This is a genomic window from Streptomyces viridosporus T7A (assembly GCF_008704515.1).
GTDB lineage: Bacteria > Actinomycetota > Actinomycetes > Streptomycetales > Streptomycetaceae > Streptomyces > Streptomyces viridosporus.
Genome location: NZ_CP023700.1, coordinates 4,694,653 through 4,717,885 on the forward strand (window position 1 = coordinate 4,694,653; position 23,233 = coordinate 4,717,885).

At 73.3% G+C, this 23,233-nt stretch carries 21 protein-coding genes; 13 read left to right on the forward strand and 8 right to left on the reverse strand.

What is annotated here, in order from left to right; all coding sequences use genetic code 11:
* Window positions 1-20 precede the first annotated feature (20 nt).
* From panC to CP969_RS21885, 9 genes are all read left to right on the forward strand, one after another.
* Window positions 21-1,019, forward strand: a complete 999-nt coding sequence (panC, locus tag CP969_RS21850; RefSeq protein WP_016825202.1) for a pantoate--beta-alanine ligase — start codon at window positions 21-23, stop codon at window positions 1,017-1,019.
* Complete coding sequence (locus CP969_RS21855) at window positions 1,016-2,722, forward strand: L-aspartate oxidase (protein WP_004985020.1); 1,707 nt, start codon at window positions 1,016-1,018, stop codon at window positions 2,720-2,722. Before panC ends, CP969_RS21855 begins: the two co-directional genes overlap by 4 nt.
* 5 nt (window positions 2,723-2,727) lie before the next feature.
* On the forward strand, window positions 2,728-3,702 hold the full coding sequence (gene nadC / locus CP969_RS21860; RefSeq protein ID WP_016825201.1) for a carboxylating nicotinate-nucleotide diphosphorylase: 975 nt from the start codon (window positions 2,728-2,730) through the stop codon (window positions 3,700-3,702).
* Window positions 3,703-3,706: 4 nt separating this feature from the next.
* A complete protein-coding gene (locus tag CP969_RS21865) occupies window positions 3,707-4,504 on the forward strand; it encodes a type III pantothenate kinase (protein WP_004985017.1) in 798 nt (265 codons plus the stop codon).
* Between the two features lie 169 nt (window positions 4,505-4,673).
* Window positions 4,674-5,318 (forward strand): hypothetical protein, encoded by a 645-nt coding sequence (locus CP969_RS21870; RefSeq protein WP_150475021.1) that lies wholly within the window; start codon window positions 4,674-4,676, stop codon window positions 5,316-5,318.
* A 105-nt stretch (window positions 5,319-5,423) separates the two neighbouring features.
* Window positions 5,424-5,600 (forward strand): hypothetical protein, encoded by a 177-nt coding sequence (locus tag CP969_RS33290; protein ID WP_004985016.1) that lies wholly within the window; start codon window positions 5,424-5,426, stop codon window positions 5,598-5,600.
* Between the two features lie 206 nt (window positions 5,601-5,806).
* Window positions 5,807-6,247: a BlaI/MecI/CopY family transcriptional regulator gene (locus CP969_RS21875; RefSeq protein WP_026084984.1), complete on the forward strand. Its 441-nt coding sequence runs from the start codon at window positions 5,807-5,809 to the stop codon at window positions 6,245-6,247.
* Window positions 6,248-6,256: 9 nt separating this feature from the next.
* Window positions 6,257-6,802 (forward strand): amino-acid N-acetyltransferase, encoded by a 546-nt coding sequence (locus tag CP969_RS21880; protein WP_004985013.1) that lies wholly within the window; start codon window positions 6,257-6,259, stop codon window positions 6,800-6,802.
* A 221-nt stretch (window positions 6,803-7,023) separates the two neighbouring features.
* A complete protein-coding gene (locus CP969_RS21885; protein WP_004985012.1) occupies window positions 7,024-7,359 on the forward strand; it encodes a histone-like nucleoid-structuring protein Lsr2 in 336 nt (111 codons plus the stop codon).
* Window positions 7,360-7,447: 88 nt separating this feature from the next.
* Here CP969_RS21885 and CP969_RS21890 read toward each other — a convergent pair whose 3' ends face one another.
* Window positions 7,448-8,059: an SCO3374 family protein gene (locus CP969_RS21890; RefSeq protein WP_016825197.1), complete on the reverse strand. Its 612-nt coding sequence runs from the start codon at window positions 8,057-8,059 to the stop codon at window positions 7,448-7,450.
* Window positions 8,060-8,490: 431 nt separating this feature from the next.
* Between CP969_RS21890 and CP969_RS21900 the strand changes: the two genes are divergently transcribed.
* Window positions 8,491-11,016 (forward strand): ATP-dependent Clp protease ATP-binding subunit, encoded by a 2,526-nt coding sequence (locus tag CP969_RS21900; protein WP_004985008.1) that lies wholly within the window; start codon window positions 8,491-8,493, stop codon window positions 11,014-11,016.
* Between the two features lie 58 nt (window positions 11,017-11,074).
* On the opposite strand, the gene CP969_RS21905 is transcribed toward CP969_RS21900, so the two are convergent.
* Both CP969_RS21905 and CP969_RS21910 read right to left on the reverse strand, forming a co-directional pair.
* The gene (locus CP969_RS21905; protein ID WP_016825196.1) at window positions 11,075-14,164 is read right to left on the reverse strand and encodes an NACHT domain-containing protein; all 3,090 of its coding nucleotides are present in this window, start codon (window positions 14,162-14,164) and stop codon (window positions 11,075-11,077) included.
* Between the two features lie 68 nt (window positions 14,165-14,232).
* Complete coding sequence (locus tag CP969_RS21910; RefSeq protein WP_039830995.1) at window positions 14,233-14,880, reverse strand: HAD family acid phosphatase; 648 nt, start codon at window positions 14,878-14,880, stop codon at window positions 14,233-14,235.
* Between the two features lie 439 nt (window positions 14,881-15,319).
* On the opposite strand from CP969_RS21910, the gene CP969_RS21915 reads away from it, so the two are divergent.
* Window positions 15,320-16,027, forward strand: a complete 708-nt coding sequence (locus tag CP969_RS21915; RefSeq protein ID WP_016825194.1) for a M23 family metallopeptidase — start codon at window positions 15,320-15,322, stop codon at window positions 16,025-16,027.
* Window positions 16,028-16,189: 162 nt separating this feature from the next.
* On the opposite strand, the gene cseC is transcribed toward CP969_RS21915, so the two are convergent.
* The 5 genes from cseC to CP969_RS21940 all read right to left on the reverse strand — a co-directional run bounded on the left by cseC (window position 16,190) and on the right by CP969_RS21940 (window position 20,808).
* The gene (gene cseC, locus CP969_RS21920) at window positions 16,190-17,536 is read right to left on the reverse strand and encodes a two-component system sensor histidine kinase CseC (RefSeq protein ID WP_004984993.1); all 1,347 of its coding nucleotides are present in this window, start codon (window positions 17,534-17,536) and stop codon (window positions 16,190-16,192) included.
* A gap of 8 nt (window positions 17,537-17,544) precedes the next feature.
* Window positions 17,545-18,243, reverse strand: a complete 699-nt coding sequence (cseB, locus tag CP969_RS21925; protein ID WP_016825193.1) for a two-component system response regulator CseB — start codon at window positions 18,241-18,243, stop codon at window positions 17,545-17,547.
* Window positions 18,244-18,386: 143 nt separating this feature from the next.
* Window positions 18,387-19,022: a hypothetical protein gene (locus CP969_RS21930; RefSeq protein ID WP_016825192.1), complete on the reverse strand. Its 636-nt coding sequence runs from the start codon at window positions 19,020-19,022 to the stop codon at window positions 18,387-18,389.
* Window positions 19,010-19,549, reverse strand: coding sequence for a SigE family RNA polymerase sigma factor (locus CP969_RS21935; RefSeq protein WP_016825191.1), 540 nt, complete (start codon window positions 19,547-19,549; stop codon window positions 19,010-19,012). Before CP969_RS21935 ends, CP969_RS21930 begins: the two co-directional genes overlap by 13 nt.
* Before the next feature lie 323 nt (window positions 19,550-19,872).
* Window positions 19,873-20,808, reverse strand: a complete 936-nt coding sequence (locus CP969_RS21940; RefSeq protein WP_004984965.1) for an HhH-GPD family protein — start codon at window positions 20,806-20,808, stop codon at window positions 19,873-19,875.
* A gap of 141 nt (window positions 20,809-20,949) precedes the next feature.
* Here CP969_RS21940 and CP969_RS21945 point away from each other — a divergent pair, with 141 nt between their 5' ends.
* Entirely contained in the window at window positions 20,950-22,569 is a 1,620-nt protein-coding gene (locus CP969_RS21945; protein WP_016825190.1) for a sensor histidine kinase, read from the forward strand.
* The gene (locus CP969_RS21950) at window positions 22,566-23,231 is read left to right on the forward strand and encodes a response regulator (RefSeq protein ID WP_004984961.1); all 666 of its coding nucleotides are present in this window, start codon (window positions 22,566-22,568) and stop codon (window positions 23,229-23,231) included. Before CP969_RS21945 ends, CP969_RS21950 begins: the two co-directional genes overlap by 4 nt.
* The last annotated feature ends 2 nt before the right edge of the window (window positions 23,232-23,233 follow it).

Here is a 23,233-nt window from a genome sequence, read left to right on the forward strand (position 1 = left end):
TCCCGGAACGGAGCCGCCCGATGACCACCACCCTGCTGCGCACCGCCGGCGAACTGCACGCCCGCACGCGTACGGGCCGCCGCGCCGTCGTGATGACCATGGGCGCCCTGCACGAGGGCCACGCCACGCTGATCCGCACCGCGCGCCGGATCGCGGGCCCCGAGGGCGAGGTCGTGGTCACCGTCTTCGTCAACCCGCTCCAGTTCGGCGCGGGCGAGGACCTCGACCGCTACCCGCGCACCCTGGACGCCGACCTCGGGCTCGCCGGGCGGGCGGGCGCCGACGTCGTCCTCGCCCCCGCCGTCGACGAGGTCTACCCGGGCGGCGAACCCCAGGTCCGGATCAGCGCCGGGCCCATGGGCGAGCGCCTGGAGGGCGCCGCACGCCCCGGGCACTTCGACGGCATGCTCACCGTCGTCGCCAAGCTGCTGCACCTCACCCGGCCCGACGTCGCCCTCTACGGCCAGAAGGACGCCCAGCAGCTCGCCCTGATCCGGCGCATGGTGCGGGACCTGAACTTCGGCGTCGAGATCGTCGGCGTGCCCACCGTCCGCGAGGAGGACGGGCTCGCCCTGTCCAGCCGCAACCGCTACCTCTCGCCCCTGGAGCGGCACACCGCGCTCGCCCTGTCCCGGGCGCTGTTCGCGGGCCGCGACCGGCACGCCGCCCAGGAGGCGCTGCGCGCGCGTGCCCGCGAGGTGCCCGCCTCGCACGGACGGGCGGAGGCGCTCAGCGCCATGGGGGAGTCCCGCGCGGCGGCCGACGCGCACGCCGTCGCCACGACCACCGGCGGCCCGGCGGCCGTCCTCGCCGCCACCCGCCTGGTCCTCGACGAGGCCGCCCGCCTCGACCCGCCCCTCGTCCTGGACTACCTGGCCCTGGTCGACCCGTCCGACTTCACCGAGATCGGCGAGGACTTCACCGGGGAGGCCGTCCTGGCCGTGGCCGCCCGGGTGGGCGGCACCCGCCTGATCGACAACATCCCGCTGACCTTCGGAACCCTCGGAGCCGCCGCGTGACCAGCACAGGCATACGACTGCACGCGCCCGCGCCCGGGTGGTCCATCGCCGCGGACGTGGTGGTCGTCGGCTCCGGCGTCGCCGGCCTCACCGCGGCCCTGCGCTGCGAGGCCGCCGGTCTGGCCACCGTCGTCGTCACCAAGGCCCGGCTCGACGACGGCTCCACCCGCTGGGCCCAGGGCGGCATCGCCGCGGCCCTCGGCGAGGGCGACACCCCCGAGCAGCACCGGGACGACACCCTGGTCGCGGGCGCGGGCCTGTGCGACGAGGAGGCGGTCCGCCTCCTGGTCACCGAGGGCCCCGACGCCGTGCGCCGGCTGATCGCCACCGGCGCGCGGTTCGACGAGTCCGCCGAGGGCGGGCTGGAACTCACCCGCGAGGGCGGCCACCACCGCCGCCGCATCGCCCACGCGGGCGGCGACGCCACCGGCGCGGAGATCTCCCGCGCCCTGGTCGAGGCGGTCCGCGCACGCGGAGTGCGCACCGTCGAGAACGCGCTCGTCCTGGACCTCCTCACGGACGCCGACGGCCGCACCGCCGGGGTCACCCTGCACGTCATGGGCGAGGGCCAGCACGACGGCGTGGGCGCCGTCCACGCCCCCGCGGTGGTCCTGGCCACCGGAGGGATGGGCCAGGTCTTCTCCGCCACCACCAACCCCGCCGTCTCCACGGGCGACGGCGTGGCCCTCGCCCTGCGCGCGGGCGCCGAGGTGAGCGACCTGGAGTTCGTCCAGTTCCACCCCACGGTCCTCTTCCTCGGACCCGAGGCGGAGGGCCAGCAGCCCCTGGTCTCCGAGGCGGTCCGCGGCGAGGGCGCCCACCTGGTGGACGCCGACGGCGTGCGCTTCATGGTCGGGCAGCACGAGCTGGCCGAACTCGCGCCCCGGGACATCGTCGCCAAGGGCATCATGCGCCGCATGCGGGAGCAGGACGCCGAGCACATGTACCTGGACGCCCGCCACTTCGGCGCCGAGATGTGGGAGCGCCGCTTCCCCACGATCCTCGCCGCCTGCCGCGCCCACGGCATCGACCCGGTCACCGAGCCCGTCCCGGTCGCCCCGGCCGCCCACTACGCCTCCGGCGGCGTCCGCACCGACTCCCACGGCCGCACCACCGTCCCCGGCCTGTACGCGTGCGGCGAGGTCGCCTGCACCGGCGTGCACGGCGCCAACCGCCTGGCCTCCAACTCCCTCCTGGAGGGCCTGGTCTACGCCGAGCGCATCGCCGCCGACATCGCGCGCGGCGACCTGCCCGCGCGGGTGCCGCAGCCCCTGCCGCACTCCGACCGCCCCACGCACCCCCTCCTCCCCCCGGAGGCCCGCTTCACCATCCAGCGGATCATGACCCGGGGGGCCGGCGTGCTGCGGTCCGCCGCCTCCCTCTCCCGGGCCGCCGACGGGCTCCACCGCCTGCACGCCGACGCGCGCGAGGCCCTCGACGAGAACGGCAAGACCGCCGAGCCCGGCGTCGACACCTGGGAGGCCACCAACCTCTTGTGCGTGGCCCGCGTCCTGGTCGCCGCCGCGCGGCGGCGCGAGGAGACCCGCGGCTGCCACTGGCGCGAGGACCGCCCCGAGCGCGACGACACGGCCTGGCGCCGCCACATCGTCGTACGGCTGAATCCGGACCGCTCGCTGGCGGTGCGCACCACCGACACCACAGACTTCCCCCCGACCCTCCCTCCCCAGGCCCAGGAGCAGTGACAGCAGTGACCACCCCCGACCTTCCCCTCGTCCCGTCCGGTGGCTGCGGCGACGGCTGCGCCTGCGGCGCGGACGACGAGACGTACCTGGAGTGCGGCCTCGACCCCGCGCTCGCCCAGCTCCTGGCCGACGCGGGCCTCGACCCGGTCGAGGTCGAGGACATCGCCCACGTGGCCCTCCAGGAGGACCTGGCCCACGGCGTGGACGTGACCACGGTCGCCACCATCCCGGAGGACGCCACCGCCACCGCCGACTTCACCGCCCGGGAGGCGGGCACCGTGGCGGGCCTCAGGATCGCCGAGGCGGTCATGTCGGTCGTCTGCACGGAGGAGTTCGAGGTCGAACGCCACGTGGAGGACGGCGACCGCGTCGGGGCGGGCCAGAAGCTCCTCTCCGTCACCGCCCGCACCCGCGACCTGCTCACCGCCGAGCGCAGCGCCCTCAACCTCCTGTGCCGCCTGTCGGGCATCGCGACGGCCACGCGCGCGTGGGCGGACGCCCTCGACGGCACCGGGGCCAAGGTCCGCGACACCCGCAAGACCACTCCCGGCCTGCGCAGCCTCGAGAAGTTCGCGGTGCGCTGCGGCGGCGGCGTCAACCACCGCATGTCCCTCTCGGACGCGGCCCTGGTCAAGGACAACCACGTGGTGGCCGCCGGCGGCGTCGCCCAGGCCTTCCGCGCGGTCCGCGAACGCTTCCCCGACGTCCCGATCGAGGTCGAGGTGGACACCCTCCACCAGCTCCGCGAGGTCGTGGACGCCGGCGCCGACCTGATCCTGCTGGACAACTTCACGCCCGGCGAGTGCGAGGAGGCCGTGGCGATCGTCGGGGGCCGCGCCGCCCTGGAGGCCTCCGGCCGCCTCACCCTCGACAACGCCGAGGCGTACGCCGGCACGGGCGTCGACTACCTCGCCGTGGGAGCCCTCACCCATTCCTCGCCGATCCTCGACATCGGCCTCGACCTGCGTGCCGCGGAGTAGGGCCATGCTGCTGACGATCGACGTGGGCAACACCCAGACCGTCCTGGGCCTCTTCGACGGCGACGACATCGTCGAGCACTGGCGCATCTCCACGGACCCGCGCCGCACCGCCGACGAGCTCGCGGTCCTCTTCCAGGGCCTGATGGGCACGCACCCGCTGCTCGGCGAGGAACTGGGCGACGGCATCGACGGCATCGCCATCTGCGCCACCGTCCCCTCCGTCCTGCACGAGCTGCGCGAGGTGACCCGCCGCTACTACGGCGACGTCCCCGCGATCCTGGTCGAACCGGGCGTCAAGACCGGGGTGCCCATCCTCACCGACAACCCCAAGGAGGTCGGCGCCGACCGCATCATCAACGCGGTCGCCGCGGTCGACCTCTACGGCGGCCCGGCGATCGTCGTCGACTTCGGCACGGCGACGACGTTCGACGCGGTCAGCGCCCGCGGGGAGTACATCGGCGGCGTCATCGCCCCCGGCATCGAGATCTCCGTGGAGGCGCTCGGCGTCCGCGGCGCCCAGCTGCGCAAGATCGAGGTGGCGCGGCCCCGCAGTGTGATCGGCAAGAACACGGTCGAGGCGATGCAGTCCGGCATCGTCTACGGCTTCGCCGGCCAGGTCGACGGCGTCGTCCACCGCATGGCCCGGGAACTCGCCGCCGACCCCGACGACGTGACGGTGATCGCCACGGGCGGTCTGGCCCCGATGGTCCTGGGCGAGTCCTCGGTCATCGACGAGCACGAGCCCTGGCTGACCCTGATCGGCCTGCGCCTGGTGTACGAGCGGAACGTGTCGCGGATGTAGCGGGCGCCCGGCGCGTGCCCGCAGCCGCGTGCGGCGGCGGGCCGGGGACGACGGCGGGCGCCCGCCCACCCGGGTGGTGCCTTCACGCCACACCCATCCCTTATGCGCTGTTTGTCTGATTAGCGCGTATCGTCGCCGCATGCCCACGCCCTACGGATCCCGCGGCGGCATGGCGTTCGGCGTGGAGGAGCTGCGCGTGCTCCGCCGCGCCCTCGCCCTCGCCCTCCACCCCGCCACCGCCTCGGCCGACGACGTCCAGGACTGCCGCCGCCTCGCCGACTCCCTCGACGAGGCGACGCGGGAGAGCGCCCGCCTGCGCGCCTTCCTCGTGGCCGACCTCGGCCGCTACCGCGCCGCCCTCCCCGGTACCGCCGCCGGCTACCTCACCCTCCTGGAGGAGGTGCTGGGCGCCGGGTACCGCCCCCGGCCGGACGACCTCGCGGCCCTCCGCGCCCTGCGCGGCAATCCCACCGCCGCCGCCCTCCTGCACCGCTGCCGGCTCCTGGCCGAACAGGACGTGCGCGCCCGCCTCGCCCGCCGCACGGCGACCGTTCCCGCCGACTTCGCCGCTCCCGCCCCCCTGCCCACCGTCCCCGCCTCCCGCACCCGCCTCCTCGCCCTCCCCGGCGGCCTGGCCGCCGCCACCGAGGGCCCCCGGAAGGAGCCCGCGCAGCGGCCGGCCGCGCCCCGGCCCCGCCCCGCGCCCGCCCCCGACGCGCCGAAGCCCACCCGGCCCATTCCCACCCCGGGCGAGGTCTTCCCCCGGCGCAAGCCTTCCCCGCCCCCGTCCGGCCGCCGGCTGGCCGCGGGCTGACGCGGGGGCCGCCCCCACGCCCCCCGCGCCCCCGTCTCGCCCTCGCGCCGTCGCGCCGCCCGCCCCACCCCCGCCCGTCCGCCTCCCCCTGGCTACTCTGGATCCATGGACTACGTCTCCGCGCTTGTGCCCCCGGTCGTCATGGCCGCTCTCTTCATCGGCGTGATCCGGGTGATCGTGAAGACCCAGGGCGGCGCCAACAAGACCAAGGAGGACGCGGCCGTCGACGCGGCCTACGCGCGCGTGGAGGGCACCCAGCCCTCCCCCAGGACCGACGGCTGACCCCACCCCACGGCACCGGCGGCCGACGGCACCGACCGCGCCGCCACCCCGGCGTACGACTCCGGCGCACCCCGCCGCACGCGAGTCGTACGCCCTTTTTGTGCCCGTTCGTGGGTGCTGGTGACCGTCCGGCACGCCATTGCCGGGATCTCCCACTATTGTTCTGAGATGTGCCTCGCCCCTTGGGAGAACTCGAAGACGCGGTCATGACGCGGGTGTGGAAGTGGAACCGCCCGGTGACCGTTCGGGAAGTCCTGGAAGATCTTCAGAGGGAACGGTCCATCGCGTACACCACGGTGATGACCGTTTTGGACAATCTCCATCAGAAGGGCTGGGTGCGCCGAGAGGCGGAAGGCCGGGCCTATCGATATGAGGCGGTCTCCACGCGCGCCGCATACGCCGCCGCGCTGATGAACGAAGCGTGGTCGCGGAGTGACAACGCCGCCGCCGCTCTCGTCGCCTTCTTCGGCATGATGAGCGAGGAACAGCGCCGGGCCCTGACGGATGCAGTGCGCATCGTCGGACTTCCGGAAACCGCGCGACAACCGCAACCGCTGGCCGAACCCCCCCGAGAAGCACAACCCGCCGAACCCCCGGAAGCCCGCGACGAGAACCCCGGCTCCACAGAGGGCCGGGACGGGCGATAGCGTCCGTTCATGTCAGCAGACAGCTCAGCAGACGGCCCCGAAGTCACCGCTAAAGCCCTCACGGTCCGACGGGCCCGCACCAGCGACGTCCCGGCCGTACGCCGCCTCCTCGACGCCTACGTGCGCGACGGCATCCTGCTCGACAAAGCGATGGTGACCCTTTACGAGGACATCCAGGAGTTCTGGGTGGCGGAACGGGACGACAACGCCGAGGTCGTCGGCTGCGGCGCCCTGCACGTGATGTGGGAAGATCTCGCGGAAGTCCGCACGCTGGCGGTGAAGCCCGGTCTGAAGGGCGCCGGTGTCGGACACCAGTTGCTGGAGAAGTTGCTGCAGACCGCCCGCTGGCTCGGTGTTCGCCGTGTTTTCTGCCTGACCTTCGAAGTCGACTTCTTCTGCAAGCACGGCTTCGTGGAGATCGGCGAGACGCCCGTCGACACCGATGTGTACGCGGAGCTGCTGCGTTCCTATGACGAGGGCGTCGCGGAGTTCCTCGGGCTCGAACGAGTGAAACCGAACACCCTGGGCAACAGCCGGATGCTTCTGCATCTGTGATCGTCGGCGATTCCCCGTCGCGCCCTTGACCGGGTTCCCTATGTCCGAAACGCGCACGTTTCCGGGCCGGAGCGGGCAGCGGGCCTCCGCCAGGGGTTTGTGTTTTTCCGGCAAAAGCGGTTTGCTTTCCGACGTACTGCAGTAGTGCATATAACAGGGGACGGCGATACGGCGGACGCCGGCACACCCCGGCCCTGAAGTTATCGATGAAAGGAAATCCGGTGGCACAGAAGGTTCAGGTCCTTCTTGTCGACGACCTCGACGGCGGCGAGGCGGACGAGACGGTGACGTTCGCGTTGGACGGCAAGACGTACGAGATCGATCTCACCACCGCCAATGCGGACAAGCTCCGCGGCCTTCTCGAGCCTTACGTGAAGGGCGGTCGCCGCACCGGAGGCCGCGCTGCGGGCGGGCGTGGAAAGGCGCGTGCTTCTTCCGGCGGCAGCCAGGACACCGCGGCCATCCGCGCCTGGGCGAAGGAGAACGGTTACGAGGTCAACGACCGCGGCCGTGTTCCCGCGTCCATCCGCGAGGCCTATGAGAAGGCCAACGGCTGACGGCGGGTCCGGCCGGCCCCACGAGGGCGGACGGAGGACGGTGGACATCGTGCACGTACCGTCGCGGAGCCCGTGGCGCAGCCGGCGGCTACGCGCACGAGCGCCGCAGCCGGATCCGGTGGACCTGCGTCACCACCGTGTTCACCAGCCGTACGAGATCGGGGGCGTCACCACGCCCCCCCATCGCCGACAGCGTCGGCAGCGAGGCCTCGACCTCGCACCCCGGCTCGGGGGGCCGCAGCCACACGGCGGCCCCCTGCGTACCGCCGTGGCCGCGCCCCGGGGGAAGCGGCGGGGCGGGGACGGCGTGGCCGGGGGGCCGGGGAGCGTCCATGAGACCGCCCGCGCCGATCGCGGCCAGGTCCAGCTCCAGCGAGCCCCACTCGAGCCAGTCCAGCAGCCCCGGCAGCTCCTCCGCGCTGCCCGCGGCCACCAGCAGCCGCATCCGGCCGCCCTGCGCCGCCACCGGGAACCCCCGGCCGGCGCGCCCCAGGCGCTCCAGCGCCGCGTGCCCCGCCTCGGCCGGCAGGTCCAGGACGTCGAAGCGTTCCCCCACCGCCAGGCGCACCGGGCGACCGGGCACCGTCGGCCAGCCCAGTGCGTTCTCGTACCAGAGCCGGACCTCGTCGCCCGGCTCGAGCGGCGGGCGGGCGGCCGGACGGCGGACGGGCGGGGGCGGGTCGGGGACGGTGCCAACCATGTCCGACGCAACCGCCGGGAGACGCCCCGGGTTACGCTGAGTGGCGCTACGTGTCCGCAGAGTGTCGAACAGGGGGGCGTGCGGGGGTTGTGCGGAGGCGCAAGGTTGTTCGCCCGTAGCGGAGGGAACCCGTGCACTCGGCATGGACCGTCCGTAGCAGCGGGTAAGACATCCCTAGTGGGAGGGGTCGACACGCAGGACGGCGGGCTTTCCGTTCGCCATGGGCGTACTGGCGAAGGGGCTAACTGCCTGGCCTGCGGGAACATCGTCTCGCACCATCGGGTTGGAGCAGATGTCGGCGTTCGGGGTCAGGAGGCCATCGAGGGTGTCGGCAGTTGGAATGAGCGGTCCCCGCTTGCGGGACTAAGCTGCGGAAGGACAGGGAGGGGAAGTTCCCCTTACTGCCTGACCGCTCTGAGGAGCGATTAACGATGTTCGAGAGGTTCACCGACCGCGCGCGGCGGGTTGTCGTCCTGGCTCAGGAAGAAGCCCGGATGCTCAACCACAACTACATCGGCACCGAGCACATCCTCCTGGGCCTGATCCACGAGGGTGAGGGTGTCGCCGCCAAGGCCCTTGAGAGCCTCGGGATTTCGCTCGAGGCGGTCCGCCAGCAGGTGGAGGAGATCATCGGCCAGGGGCAGCAGGCGCCGTCCGGCCACATCCCCTTCACCCCCCGTGCCAAGAAGGTCCTGGAGCTGTCGCTCCGCGAGGCCCTTCAGCTGGGTCACAACTACATCGGCACGGAGCACATCCTGCTCGGCCTGATCCGCGAGGGCGAGGGTGTCGCCGCCCAGGTCCTGGTCAAGCTGGGCGCAGATCTGAACCGCGTGCGGCAGCAGGTGATCCAGCTGCTCTCCGGTTACCAGGGCAAGGAGACCGCCACCGCCGGCGGTCCTGCCGAGGGCACCCCCTCCACGTCCCTGGTCCTCGACCAGTTCGGCCGGAACCTCACCCAGGCCGCCCGTGAATCCAAGCTCGACCCGGTCATCGGGCGCGAGAAGGAGATCGAGCGGGTCATGCAGGTGCTGTCCCGCCGCACCAAGAACAACCCGGTGCTGATCGGTGAGCCCGGCGTCGGCAAGACCGCCGTCGTCGAGGGCCTCGCCCAGGCCATCGTCAAGGGCGAGGTGCCCGAGACCCTCAAGGACAAGCACCTCTACACCCTGGACCTCGGTGCCCTGGTGGCCGGCTCCCGCTACCGCGGTGACTTCGAGGAGCGCCTGAAGAAGGTGCTCAAGGAGATCCGCACCCGCGGCGACATCATCCTGTTCATCGACGAGCTGCACACGCTGGTCGGTGCGGGTGCCGCCGAGGGCGCCATCGACGCGGCGAGCATCCTCAAGCCGATGCTGGCCCGCGGTGAGCTGCAGACCATCGGTGCCACCACGCTGGACGAGTACCGCAAGCACCTGGAGAAGGACGCGGCCCTGGAGCGCCGCTTCCAGCCGATCCAGGTCGCGGAGCCGTCCCTGCCGCACACCATCGAGATCCTCAAGGGCCTGCGCGACCGGTACGAGGCGCACCACCGCGTCTCCATCACCGACGAGGCCCTCGTCCAGGCCGCCACCCTGGCCGACCGGTACATCTCGGACCGCTTCCTGCCGGACAAGGCGATCGACCTGATCGACGAGGCCGGCTCCCGGATGCGCATCCGCCGGATGACCGCGCCGCCGGACCTGCGCGAGTTCGACGAGAAGATCGCCGGCGTCCGCCGGGACAAGGAGTCCGCGATCGACTCGCAGGACTTCGAGAAGGCCGCCTCCCTGCGCGACAAGGAGAAGCAGCTCCTGGCCGCCAAGGCGAAGCGGGAGAAGGAGTGGAAGGCCGGCGACATGGACGTCGTCGCCGAGGTCGACGGCGAGCTGATCGCCGAGGTCCTCGCCACGGCGACGGGCATCCCGGTCTTCAAGCTCACGGAGGAGGAGTCCAGCCGTCTGCTCCGCATGGAGGACGAGCTGCACAAGCGGGTCATCGGCCAGGACGACGCCGTCAAGGCGCTGTCCAAGGCGATCCGCCGTACCCGTGCGGGTCTGAAGGACCCGAAGCGTCCGGGTGGCTCGTTCATCTTCGCCGGCCCGTCCGGTGTCGGTAAGACCGAGCTGTCCAAGGCGCTCGCGGAGTTCCTCTTCGGTGACGAGGACGCGCTGATCTCCCTCGACATGTCGGAGTTCAGCGAGAAGCACACGGTCTCCCGTCTCTTCGGTTCGCCCCCCGGCTACGTGGGCTACGAGGAGGGCGGTCAGCTGACGGAGAAGGTGCGCCGCAAGCCGTTCTCGGTCGTCCTCTTCGACGAGGTCGAGAAGGCCCACCCGGACATCTTCAACTCGCTGCTGCAGATCCTGGAGGACGGTCGCCTGACCGACTCCCAGGGCCGGGTCGTGGACTTCAAGAACACGGTCATCATCATGACGACCAACCTCGGCACCCGGGACATCTCCAAGGGCTTCAACCTGGGCTTCGCCGCCGCGGGTGACACGAAGACCAACTACGAGCGCATGAAGAACAAGGTCTCGGACGAGCTCAAGCAGCACTTCCGGCCCGAGTTCCTCAACCGCGTCGACGACGTGGTGGTCTTCCCGCAGCTCACGCAGAACGACATCCTGCGGATCGTCGACCTGATGATCGACAAGGTGGACGAGCGCCTGAAGGACCGGGACATGGGTATCGAGCTCTCCCAGTCCGCCAAGGAGCTGCTGTCCCGGAAGGGCTACGACCCCGTGCTGGGCGCCCGGCCGCTGCGCCGGACCATCCAGCGCGAGATCGAGGACTCGCTGTCGGAGAAGATCCTCTTCGGCGAGCTGCGTCCCGGTCACATCGTGGTCGTGGACACCGAGGGCGAGGGCGAGTCCCAGACCTTCACCTTCCGCGGCGAGGAGAAGTCGGCCCTGCCCGACGTCCCGCCGATCGAGCAGGCGGCCGGCGGAACCGGCCCGAACCTGAGCAAGGACGTGTAAGCGCCACGGCAACCGCGAGGGGGCCGGTGCCCGAGAGGCACCGGCCCCCTCGGCGTGTTCAGGACAGGGCGTAGGGGCGGCTGTGGAAGACGGTGATCTCGGCGCCGGTGAAATCGCGTGCGTACCGGGCCGCGTCCACCGGGGCGGAGAACGGGGCGGGGATCAGCCGCACGGTGCGCAGTCCCGGGCACATCCGACCCAGCGGTGACAGGTCCATGCCTTCCTTGAGGTCGAACACGTAGAGCTCCTCCGGCAGGGGGAGCTCCGGGGCTCCGAGGGCCGAGGCCGCGATCCGGGCGTCGACGGACAGCCGGGCGAGCGCGGGCAGCGCGGCCAGTTCGCGCCAGTCCTCGACGGCGAGGGGGAGGTCGCCGGTGAGGTTGACGTCGGTCAGCGTCCGCCAGTGGCTCAGGCCGCTCAGGCCCGTGGCCCGTGCCGTCGCGCCCAGGTGGAGGCGGGTCAGCGGCGCGCTGCGGGGCAGTGCCGCCAGGCCGTCCGGCAGGGAGGTCGCCAGGGCGAGGCGGCGCAGGGAGGGGAGGCGGTCGAGTCCGGACACCTCTCCCAGATCGCCCAGCACCAGGCTCTCCGGCTCCAGCTCCGCCAGCGGGGCCAGATCGCGGACCGCGGGGCAGTTCCCGAGGGTCAGCTGGTGCAGCGAGCCCAGGTCCCGCAGCGGGCGCAGGTCGTCGAGCAGGGAGTTGTTCGTCAGGCCCAGCTCCTCCACGCCGTCGGGAAGGGCGCGCAGGACGTCCCGGAGCGCGTGGTCGCCCTCCACGGACACCCGGGTGCGACGGCCGAGCAGGCGCAGGGCCCGCAGGGCCTCGGGCGAGGAGGCGCGCACGAAGAAGTCGTCGGAGCCGACGCGGGAGAGCACCTCGTCGGCGTACAGCTCCGCGTCGAAACGGTTCCAGGCGAGCATGAGGCTGATCCGGACCCGGTCCGCGGGATGCTCCGCGTACCGGGCGAGCACCGCGACCGCCGCGTCGGAGCCGGCCAGGGCGGCGGTCGCCGTCACCGCCTCGGCCTCCTCGTCCGACAGGCCGTCCGGGCCGGGCAGCAGTTCCAGCACCAGCGGGCCCACCTCGGCCAGTTCCCGGGCCTCCTCGGAGGTGCGGGGCGGCAGGAGCGAGGACGCCAGGTCCTCGACGCGGCGGCGCACCGCCGGGTCGAGTTCCGTGGCGTGCTCCAGGCAGGCCATGGCCAGCAGCCGGGCCCGTTTGCCGGGACGGGAGGTCAGCAGGTCGAGCAGCTCGGCCCGCTCCCGGGGCCTGGCCTGGGCCACCGCCATGCGGATCACGTCCGACCACTGGTCGTCGTCGGCGTGCTCGGCGAGCAGGCCCAGGTCTCCCGCCTCCACGGCGGCCCGGGCGCCGAGGAAGTCCTGGAAGGTGCGGTGGACGAAGTGCAGGGTGTCCGCGGTGGGCGCGAGCAGCAGGCCGGTGCGGATCAGGAAGTGGTCGAGCACCGCGGCCGCGTCGCCGAGGAGGGCGGCCGCGGGGACCGCCGGGAGGATCTCCGCGACGATGCGCTCCGCACGGGAGCGGTCCATCTCGGTGCGGCCGTTGCGGATGAGCCAGTACGCCAGCCGCTGGAGGAGCTGCAGCTGGGGCTCCTCGCTCAGCTCGGGACCGGCCATGTCGCGCTCGCGGTCGCGCCGGACGAGCAGCATCGACAGGGCGGCCTCGTACAGCTCCTTGCGCCCGTGCGGGAGGTAGCCGCGCCGATCGCGGTGCAGGGCGCAGATCAGCCCGCACATCAGCGGGTTGGTGGCCAGTCTGCCGAGGTCCGGCTTGGTGCGCAGGGCCTGGAGCAGCTGTGTCCCGTACGACGCGAGCCGCGCGTCCTCCTGAGGGTTCCCGGTCGCGGCGGCGCGGTGCCACCGCCGGACGAAGGAGGTGACGTCCGCCGTGCTCATCGCGGTGAGGGTCAGCTCGGTGAACCCGTCGGCGGCCAGCCAGTCGTCCCGGACGGCCGAGGGCCGGGAGGTGACGAGCCAGCCGTTGCCGGGGTACGCCGTCACGAGGTCGGTCAGCCAGCTCCGTGCGCGCTCGCGCTCGGCCTCCGGCACCTCGTCGAGGCCGTCCACCAGTACCAGTCCCCGTCCGGCGGCCAGCACGCGGTCCTCCCAGCCCTCCGGCTGCGCGCCGGCCAGCGGGCTGCCGGTCGCGGAGAGGAAGGACGCGGGGGCCGGGAGCCGTTCGCCGTGCCGGGTGAGGGTGCGCAGCGGCAGGACGAAGGGCACCTTGCCGGTGAGGTGGGCCATCGTCTCCGTGGCACCGGTCGCGGCCGAGACGGCGAGCCACTGGATCAGGGTCGTCTTGCCCGACCCGGCGACTCCCCGCAGCAGCACCCGTTCGTGGTCGGCCAGCGCCCGGTCGGCGGGCCGGGAGGCCCGGGCGGAGGGGGCCATGCCGAAGAGGAGGGGGTCCCGGTCGCCTCCGTGTCCGGTCGCCTCCAGGCTCAGGTAGGCGGCGTCGAGCGGCCACCGGCGGGGGGAGTCGGCGAGGTCGATGCCGTAGATGGTGAGGGTGCCGTGCTTCTGCGCGAGGTGGGCGAGGTAGCGGCGTTCGAAGGCCGCGTCCCTGGCGTCGGGTCGGGGGACGCGCGCGAGCAGTTCGTTGACCTGGGTGATCAGTTGGGCCTGGGTGCGGGTCTGCTGCACCAGGGTGCGGGCCACGAAGGTGGAGCGGCGGGTGAAGAACTCCAGGATGTGCAGGCAGGCCCACTGCGTCGCCGAGTCGAGGAAGACACAGGCGTCCGCGGTCAGGCCGTCCGGCGGCGGGGCCCGGTGGTGCAGCCGACGGGCGAGTTCGTGACTGCCCAGCCGTACGGCCTGGGCGTCGTCCATGTCCAGGTCGCCGAGGGCGAGCAGCCGACGGGCCAGGGCGTCGGTCACGGCGATCTCCTCGTCGGGCGGGAACGGCCGCTCGCCCGGGGAGGCCACGGCCTCCGCCACCAGCCGGCCGGCGAGCCGGTGGACCTCCTTCTCGCCCAGCGTGCGCTTCTCGCCCCGGAAGGACACCAGGTCCGTCAAGCGGACGGGCCTGTCCACGAGCCCCGCGCCGGGGCCGTCCGGCACGAACAGCCTGCGCACCAGCGGGCGGACCAGGCCGGACGCCAGCCTGCCGCCCAGGACCGCGGGTTCCAACCGCCTCACCCCCGTGAACGCGTGTGAGCGTGAACGGGGGTGAGACTACCGGGGGTTGATCGTTCCGGTCAGGACAGCCGTCCGTCGTAGTCCGGCAGCTTGAAGGTCTTCTCGGCGTGGCCGCCCGACAGGTCGGTGGGGCTGTTGCCGATGTTGGCGATGATCGTGTAGCCCTTCGCCTCGATGGCGACGCGCTGGGCCGTCTTGTAGTCGGCCACGTTCTTGAAGAGGTCGAGGAACCCGCGCACGTGGAGCCCGGAGGACTCGTAGCCGGCGTGGTCGAGGTTGTACGCGGTGGGCGCGTGGATGATGCCCGGGCGGGCGGTCACGAAGAACAGGGCGACGCCGCGCTCCTGGGCGTACTCGGCGGCCTCCAGGACGGGCGCGTTGGCGGGCTGCGGGAAGCGGAAGCCGAAGTCCGTCTCCAGCGCGGTGTTGTCGATGTCGAGGACGATCGCCTGCTTCTCGCCCGGCCTCGGGTTCGCGATCCGCTGCTTCAGATAGGGCAGTGCCTGGTCCATGACCGCCCGGCAGTCCTTCTGCCAGGTGTCGTAGTCGACGTCTGCGGCGACGGCCGCGGCCGCCGTGGCCGCGGGGGCGGTCGCGGGGGCGCCGGAGGGGGCGGTGGCCTCTGCGGGAGCGGCCAGGGCCACCAGGGCCGCGGCCGTGACGGCGGTCACCGATGCGCGGCGCGACCAGGGGCGTCGGCTTCTCATGTGGGGGGTCCTCTCACGTCCGGAACGCGATCAACATGTCGTGTGCATGCTCGTCTGCGAGGGTGACGTGAGGTGAACCGTAGGGTTACCGGGCGGTAGGCGCCTAGAGGCCTGCGCCACATTTCTGAAACGGCCGAACCCGGTTCCCAGTGACATGGTGCACAGGCGGTGCGACCGGTACTACCCGGAATAGTGGCCGAACCCTCGAATGAAAACGGACATTTAACCCATAGATCTGATCGATCAGCTCTAAATGGCGGGTTTTGTCTGATAAGGGGCCTCTGTCAAGAGACGTGCATCTCACTCCCGGAGTACGGCCTTCCTTCGTAGGTCACACCTTTGCGGCTTTTCGGGCGAAAGGGTTACCACTGAATGGCCACCGCGGCACGGACCCGTTCCGCCGGTGGTTTTCCTCTGCTCCCTCCCCCATGAGGTTTCGATGTCCCAGCGCGTCACGTCCCGTTCCTCCCGCACGTCCCTGATCCGCACCCGCGCGGCCGTGCTGGCCGCCGGCCTGGGCGCCTCGGCCGTGCTGGGAGCCGGGATCGCGGCCGCCGCCGACACCACGGCGGCGTCCGGTGCCGCCGGTGCCGTCCAGGCACAGGCCGCCGCCCAGGCCCAGGCCGCGAAGGCCCAGGCCGCCCAGGTCGAGAAGGCCGCCGAGGCGAAGAAGGCGGCTCAGGCCGCGAAGGCCGCCCAGGCCGAGAAGGCCGCTCAGGCCGCGGCCAAGAAGCAGGCCTCCTGGGTCGACCCGGTGAAGAACTACCAGCTCACCGCGAGCTTCGCCCAGAACGGCGGCATGTGGGCCTCCAAGCACAGCGGCCAGGACTACGCCGTGCCCACCGGCACCCCGGTCCACGCCACCCACGGCGGCACCGTCGTCAAGGCCGGCCCCAACGGCGCCGGCGACGGCCCCGCCTACGGCAACGCCGTCGTGATCAACCACGGCAACGGCGTGTACTCCCAGTACGCCCACCTGTCGCAGGTCAACGTCAAGGTCGGCCAGATCGTCAAGACCGACCAGAAGATCGCCCTGTCCGGCAACACCGGCAACTCCAGCGGCCCGCACCTGCACTTCGAGATCCGCACCACCCCGAACTACGGCTCGGCGATCAACCCGATGCAGTTCCTGAACTCCCACCGCTGACACACCTGGGACCACGGAGGTCCGGGACACGCGTCCCCGACCCCCCTCCGACACCCCGGTGCGCCCGGGTGACCGGAACGACGGCGACCCCGGGGACGGCCCCGCGCCCGTCCCCGGGGTCGCCGTCGTTCCGGAGGGACCACGGTCCGTCGGCCGCTTCCCCTACTGCGGCGGCAGCGGGTAGCTCCCGGTGTTCGTCGGCGCGTGCTCCGGCAGCCAGAGCACGGCGGCCGCGCCCTCGGCCGGTGCGTCCCGCGGCGCCCCCGCCGGCCGGACGTTGCGGAAGGTCAGCCGGGCGCCCAGCACCCGTGCCTGTCCCGCCGCGATGGTCAGGCCCAGGCCGTGGCCGCGGCCGGCCCGGTCCCTGCTGCCGGTGCGGAAGCGGCTCGGCCCTTCGGCGAGCAGGTCCGCGGGGAAGCCGGGCCCGTGGTCGCGGACCCGGATCACCCGGCCCTCGACGGTGACCTCGATGGGCGGCCTGCCGTGCCGGGCGGCGTTGGCGAGCAGGTTGAACAGCACGCGTTCCAGCCGCCGGGGGTCGGTGGTGACCTCCGACTCGTGCACCACCAGGACCGTGACGTCCGGGTCCTTCGCCGCCACCCGCCGGGAGACGAACTCGCCCAGCAGGATGTCCTGCAGTTCGGCGCGCTCGGAGGCGCCGTCCAGCCGGGCCACCTCCAGGACGTCCTCGACGAGGGTGCGCATGGCCTTGGCCCGGTCCAGCACCAGTTCCGTCGGCCGGCCCGGCGGCAGCAGCTCGGCGGCGGTCAGCAGCCCGGTCACCGGGGTGCGCAGCTCGTGCGCGATGTCGGCGGTGACCCGGCGCTCGGCCTCCAGCCGCTGCCGCAGCGCGTCCGCCATGGCGTCCACCGCGCTGGCCAGGTCGTCGGTCTCGTCCCGGACCACCCCGCCGATGGCCTCCCGCACCCGGACGTCCGTCTCGCCCCCCGCGACCCGGTTGGCGGCGGCGGCCGCCTTGCGCAGCCGGCGCGACAGATGGCCGCCGATGAGCACCCCGAGCGCGCTGCCGCCCAGGACGGCCGCGATCGAGCCGATCACCAGGGCCCGGTCGAGATCCTTGAGGATGTCCGAGCTGCGGTCGGTGAAACCGGAGTGCAGCGACATCACCTGCCCGTTCTTCAGCGGCACCGCCGCCCAGATGTCCGGCGACCCGCCCGGCCGGTCGGCCACGTAGGTCGCCCGGCGGCCCTCCCCGACCTTCTCCCGGAGCTCTTCGGGCAGCTCCGGGTCGTTGATCTTGGTGTTGGGGAAGTTCAGCCGCCCGGACAGCTCGTAGTTGCGCTGGGCGATCATGAGGCGCTCGTCGGCGAGGCTGCGCGCGTTGTCCAGCATCGACACCCGGGCCGCGTTGTGCACCACCAGGCTCAGCGCGACCGCCACCAGCGCGCCGACCAGCGCGATGGCCGCGCTCAGCTTCCAGCGCAGCCCCGTGCCGATGCCCACCCGGTCGACGCAGGCCGCCACCAGGCGCCGGAAGTACCCCCGCATCCGTTCGCTCAGGCCTTCAGCTTGTAGCCGAAGCCGCGGACCGTCTCGATCCGGTCCTGGCCTATCTTCGTCCGCAGCCGCTGCACATGGACGTCCACGACCCGGGTGTCACCGCCCCAGCCGTACTCCCACACGCGTTCGAGCAGCTTGTCGCGGGAGAGGACGGTGCCCGGCGCGGAGGAGAACTCCAGCAGCAGCCGCATCTCGGTCGGCGTCAGCGCCACCGGCTCCCCCGCCCTGCGCACCTCCATGCCCCCGGTGTCGATCTCCAGTTCGCCGAAGGCCAGCACCCCTGCGCCGGCCGCGTCGGCCGACTCGTCCCGGCCGCCGTTCGCCCGCCCGAAGCGGCGCAGCACCGCGCGGATCCGGGCGACCAGGACCGCACCGTCGAACGGCTTGGTCACATAGTCGTCGGCGCCCGCCTCCAGACCCAGCACGACGTCGATGGAGTCGGCGCGCGCCGACAGCATGATCACCGGGACCGTCGACTCGTCGCGGATGCGGCGGCACAGGCTGACCCCGTCGAGGCCGGGGACCATGACGTCGAGGAGCGCGATGTCCGGCCGGTCGGAGCGGAACGCCTCCAGGCCGGACAGGCCGTCGGGCATCGCGGTGACCGCGAAGCCGTCCCGCTCCAGGGCGAGCTGGGTGGCCTCGCGGATGACGTCGTCGTCCTCGACGAACAGGACGTGGGTCTGGTCTGCCATCCCGGTGCTCTCAGTTCTCGTTTCGGTCTCGGGCCGGTGCGGGCGCTTCCTCCCCGCCCACCCGAAGGACGCGGGGGCCGTGCGGAGGGTTCACCCGTTCATCGGTCCGGGCGGCCCCGGCGGTTCACGGCGTGGGCCGGCTCTCAGCCGTCGGGCACCGGCATCGGCTCGGTGCCGCCCACCTTGCCGTAGTCGTTGTGCGTGCGGTACTCCTCGGTGAACCGGCCCGCGGTCCAGCGGTAGGTGATCACGTCCTCGCCGGACGGACTCGACACCGGGTCGCCCCGGTCGTACACCTGCTTGGTCACCACCAGGTCCCCGCGGTCGATCTCCGCGTACACCGGGGGCTCCTCGGCCGCGAACACGTTGGTGTACGCACCGCCCTCGTCGCGGTACACGTACGAGCCGATCCCCACGGCGTCCCCGCAGGTCAGCACGTTGACGACGACGTCGTCGGCGGTCCCTCCGGTGAGGTTGCCGTAGCTCACGTCGACGGGGTACTCATCGGCGACGCACGGCTCGAGCCCCCGCTTGACCTCGGCCGAGACCGCCGGGTCGGCCTTGACCAGCCGGACCGCGTTCACCCGGGCGGGGTCCGTGGCCGGCACGGGCGAGGGGGCGGAGCTCGCCACCGCCTGCGCGTGCGCCGGGCCCTCGTCCCGCGCGCCGGTGCCGCCCGTGCCGCAGCCGGCGACGAAGAGGCCCGCGGCGCCGAGCACGGCCGTCGCCGTGGTCGCCGCCCGGGCCATGGTGCCCCTCGCGCCGGTCAGGCCGCGCAACGCTCCCGCTCCTCACGCTCCAGCGCGCGTGCGTCCAGATCGCGCGCCTGAAGCTCCTCGCGGAGCCGGGTCAGCGCCCGGTGCAGCGTGCTCTTGACCGTTCCGGTCGACATGCCGAGGGCGGCGGCGGTCTCCTCCGTGGACATCTGCTCCCAGTGTCGCAGCACCACGACACCGCGCTGTTTCGGGGCGAGCACCTTCAGGACGTCCATCAGCAGGGCGCGGTCCGCGTGCTGCTCGGTGGCGTCGTCCACGCAGGCCTCCGGGAGCTGCTCGGTCGGCACCTCCTCCAGCTTGCGGGCGCGCCACCACTCGGTCCGTGTGTTGATCATGACGCGGCGCAGATAGGCGTCGGCCAGCCGCTTGTCCTCGATGGTCTCCCAGCGGCCGTACGTCCGGGCCAGCGCGGTCTGCAGCAGGTCCTGCGCCTCGACGGGGTCCGGGACCAGACGGCGGGCGCTGCGCAGCAGCGCGTCCTGCCGGGTACGGACGTACTCCTCGAACTCGAGCACCTCGCCCTGCGCCATCGTGAACCGCCTTCCGCTCCCCGTTCCGGCCCGCCCGCGCGGGCCGGCCGCACTGCCTGTGATCCGTGGCCGTCGTGCCGTTGCCGGGCACGCGAACGAAGGTACGGAGGCCTTGTCACGGCGCTGTGCGAAGAAGCCTGCGGGCAGCCTGCGGCTGTCCGGCGGTTGTGTAACAGAAGGAGGAACGAGGGGGAACGGTGCGAAACCAGAGGAAACGCTGCGGAACGCGGCGAAGCGGTGCGGCGGCGGACGAGGTCGTGGGGCGGCCCGGCCGGTCGGCGCCGTGACCGCGGACGCGCGTACCCGGACGCGCCGGCCGCGCGTCAGCTCAGCGGCAGCCGGTACAGGCCGCCCGGCAACGGCTCCACCAGGCCGTCGGCGACGAGACCGTCCAGGGCGCGGGCGCGCTGCACCGGCTCGTGCCACACCCGGTCCAACGCGGCCTGCGGCACCGGTCCGTGCGTCTCCCGCAGGACGGCCAGCAGCCGTCCGCGGACCTGGCGGTCCGTGCCCGCGTACGTCTGGCCCCGACGCGGCGGCCCCTCGTGGGCCGGCTTGCCCGCCAGGCGCCAGGCGCACTGCGCGGCGATCGGGCAGCGGTGGCACTCCTCGTTCTTCGCCGTGCACACCAGCGCCCCGAGCTCCATGGAGGCGGCGGCCCACCGCGCGGCGGTCGACGCCTCCTCGGGCAGCAGCGCGCGGGCGAGCCTGCGCTCGGCGGCGGTGGTGGCGTTCGGCGGGTACTGCACCCCGGTGACGGCGCGGGCGAACACCCGGCGGACGTTGGTGTCCAGCACCGCGTGCCGCTGCCCGTACGCGAACGAGGCCACGGCCGCGGCCGTGTACTCGCCGATGCCGGGCAGCGCCAGCAACTGGGCGTGATCGGTCGGCACGTCGCCGCCGTGCCGTTCCGTTATGGCGACGGCGGCGCCGTGCAGGCGCAGGGCGCGGCGCGGGTAGCCGAGCCGGCCCCAGGCGCGGACGGCCTCACCGGGCGCCTCGGCGGCGAGGTCGGCGGGGCGCGGCCAGCGGGCCAGCCACTGTTCGTAGACGGGCAGGACCCGGTTGACCGGGGTCTGCTGGAGCATGAACTCGCTGACCATCACCCCCCACGCACCGGCCTCCGGGCGCCGCCAGGGCAGGTCCCGGGCGTGCTCGTCGAACCATTCGATGACGGGGGAGTGCAGCGGCTCACCGAGAGCACGCTCGGACGCGGAATCGGCGGTGCCGCCGTACGGGGGCTTCGTAGGAGCAGTCATGTCCACTCAATCCTGCCATGCCGGGCCACCCCTGCGGGGGGACCGCCACGGTGCGGGGAGGGGAACGGGGTCCCGGAGGGTGACGGGCACCTGACGATCGGCAGCAGTGGCGGTCCCACGGCCGCTTGTAGCGTCGGCGGCATGGAACGTGCCCGTTTCGCCGCGCTCGGCAGGGGCTGCCTGCTCTGGGCGGCCCTCGCCGCCCCGGTGCTCACCGCGGACCGGCTCGGGCTGAACGAGCCGCGCCCCCTCGGGCAGCGGGCGGCCGACCTGGTCCTGCTCGCCGCCGCCACCGCCGTGTCCCGGCGCCGTCCCCCGGTCGCCTTCGGCCTGGTGGCCGCCCTGAGCCTGGCCCGGGCGCCCGCGCTGTTCAGCCTCTCCTACGGTCCGGCGCTCGGCGTGTTCGCGCTGCTGCTCGGACTGCGGGCGGGTCGCGCCGCCCCCGCGGCGCTGTGCTTCGCCGCCGTCGGCTGTGCCGGCACCGTGCGGATCGCGCTCGCCGGGACCGATCCGGTCTCCGAGTGGCTGGTCCTGACCGGCACCCTCCTGTTCGGCTGCGTCTTCCCCTGGCTCGGCGGGCGCTACGGGCGGCAGAGCCGCCGGCTGGCCGAGGAGGGCTGGCTGCGGGCGGCCCGCCTCGAGGAGGAGCAGCGCCTGACCGAGGAGCGCGCCCGGTTGCGGGAGCGGGCCCGGATCGCCCAGGACATGCACGACTGCCTGGGGCACGAGCTGAGTCTGATCGCCCTGCGCGCGGGCGCCCTCCAGGTCGCCCCCGACCTCGCCGGCCACCACCGGGCCGCCGCGGCCGACCTGCGCGCGGCGGCCGCCGACGCCACCGACCGGCTGCACCGCATCATCGGGGTCCTGCGGGAGGACGACGACGAGCCCGCGCCCCTGGCCCCCGCCGGCGAGAGTGTCGAGCAACTCGTCGCCCGCGCCGCCGAGTCCGGGCTGCCGGTGCGCTGGGAACCCGGCGGGCGGAACACCGCCGTACGGCTCGGTGGGCTCGCCGAGCGGCTGCTGCACCGGGTGACCAGGGAGGCGCTGACCAACGCGGCACGGCACGCACCGGGCGCGCCCGTCGTCGTGGCGGTGACGGGGGACGACGTGCGGGGAGCGACGGTCACCGTCACCAACGGGCGTTCTCCGCAGGGCAGTTCCCCGTCCCCGGGGAGCGGCTCGGGCCTGACCGGGCTGCGCGCCGCCGTGACCGCGGTCGGCGGCGCCTTCGAGGCGGGCCCGTACGCCGACGGCTACCGGGTCCGGGCCCACGTCCCCGCGCAGCCGTCCGCGCCGTCCCCGCGCCCGCCCTCCGCCCCCTTCGCCCGGGCCCGGCGGCGCACCACGGCCGGTCTCGGCGCCGCCGCCGGCGCGGGCGTCGTCCTGGTCGGTTCGGCCTTCGGCTGGTACGCGTACACCGAGACGCACTCGGTCCTGGAGCCCGCCGCGTACGCGGGGCTGCGTCCGGGCGCCCCGGCCGACGAGGTGGCGCGGGTGCTGCCGGAACGGGACGTCCGGGACCCGCCCGCGGAACGCGCGCCCGCGCCGCCCGGGGGCGCGGACTGCCGCTACTACCGGGCGAGCGGCGAACTCTTCGTCTCCGTCGACCACTTCCGGCTCTGCTTCGACGAAGGGCGGCTGGTCGCCAAGGACGTGATCCCGCGCGTCGGCCTGTCCGGCGGGGAGCGGGGAGGCCGTGGGGGAGACGAGGGACGTGAACGGCACGGGGAACACGAACGACACGAGGAGTCCGCACGGTGATCCGGGTCCTGCTGGCCGACGACGAGGCGATGGTGCGCGCCGGGGTGCGCGCCATCCTGGGGAGCAGCGGCGAGACGGAGGTCGTCGCCGAGGCGGGGGACGGGCGCGAGGCCGTCGAACTGGCCCGGGCGCACCGCCCCGACGTGGCCCTGCTCGACATCCGCATGCCCCGCCTGGACGGGCTCGCGGCGGCCGAGGAGATCGTCCGCGCCGTCCCCGGCACGGCCGTCGCGATGCTCACCACCTTCTCCGAACGCACTTACGTGGCCCGTGCGCTGGGCGGCGGCGCCACCGGCTTCCTGCTCAAGTCCGGTGACCCGTACGAACTCATCGCCGGGGTGCGGGCGGTGGCAGGGGGCGCGGCCTTCCTGTCGCCCACGGTGGCCCGGTACGTCATCGAGGGCCTCGGCGGCGCCCACGGCACCGGCCGGCTGACCCGGGAGGCGGAGGCACGCGCGCGGGTGGCGGTGCTCAGTCCGCGCGAGCGCGAGGTGCTCGGCCTGGTCGGGGCCGGGCTGTCCAACCCGGAGATCGCCGCCCGGCTGCACCTCGTCGAGGGCACGGTGAAGGCGTACGTCAGCGCGGTCCTGGACCGGCTCGGGGTACGCAATCGCGTCCAGGCGGCGATCGTCGCCCACGAGGCGGGGCTGGTCACGGCATGAAC

Coding starts and splice junctions, on each gene's coding strand:
- panC (WP_016825202.1), top strand. CDS start 21: ATGACCACCACCCTGCTGCGCACCGCCGGCGAACTGCACGCCCGCACG.
- CP969_RS21865 (WP_004985017.1), top strand. CDS start 3,707: ATGCTGCTGACGATCGACGTGGGCAACACCCAGACCGTCCTGGGCCTC.
- CP969_RS21870 (WP_150475021.1), top strand. CDS start 4,674: ATGGCGTTCGGCGTGGAGGAGCTGCGCGTGCTCCGCCGCGCCCTCGCC.
- CP969_RS33290 (WP_004985016.1), top strand. CDS start 5,424: ATGGACTACGTCTCCGCGCTTGTGCCCCCGGTCGTCATGGCCGCTCTC.
- CP969_RS21875 (WP_026084984.1), top strand. CDS start 5,807: ATGACGCGGGTGTGGAAGTGGAACCGCCCGGTGACCGTTCGGGAAGTC.
- CP969_RS21880 (WP_004985013.1), top strand. CDS start 6,257: ATGTCAGCAGACAGCTCAGCAGACGGCCCCGAAGTCACCGCTAAAGCC.
- CP969_RS21890 (WP_016825197.1), bottom strand. CDS start 8,059: ATGGTTGGCACCGTCCCCGACCCGCCCCCGCCCGTCCGCCGTCCGGCC.
- CP969_RS21900 (WP_004985008.1), top strand. CDS start 8,491: ATGTTCGAGAGGTTCACCGACCGCGCGCGGCGGGTTGTCGTCCTGGCT.
- CP969_RS21910 (WP_039830995.1), bottom strand. CDS start 14,880: ATGAGAAGCCGACGCCCCTGGTCGCGCCGCGCATCGGTGACCGCCGTC.
- CP969_RS21915 (WP_016825194.1), top strand. CDS start 15,320: ATGTCCCAGCGCGTCACGTCCCGTTCCTCCCGCACGTCCCTGATCCGC.
- cseC (WP_004984993.1), bottom strand. CDS start 17,536: ATGCGGGGGTACTTCCGGCGCCTGGTGGCGGCCTGCGTCGACCGGGTG.
- cseB (WP_016825193.1), bottom strand. CDS start 18,243: ATGGCAGACCAGACCCACGTCCTGTTCGTCGAGGACGACGACGTCATC.
- CP969_RS21935 (WP_016825191.1), bottom strand. CDS start 19,549: ATGGCGCAGGGCGAGGTGCTCGAGTTCGAGGAGTACGTCCGTACCCGG.
- CP969_RS21940 (WP_004984965.1), bottom strand. CDS start 20,808: ATGACTGCTCCTACGAAGCCCCCGTACGGCGGCACCGCCGATTCCGCG.
- CP969_RS21945 (WP_016825190.1), top strand. CDS start 20,950: ATGGAACGTGCCCGTTTCGCCGCGCTCGGCAGGGGCTGCCTGCTCTGG.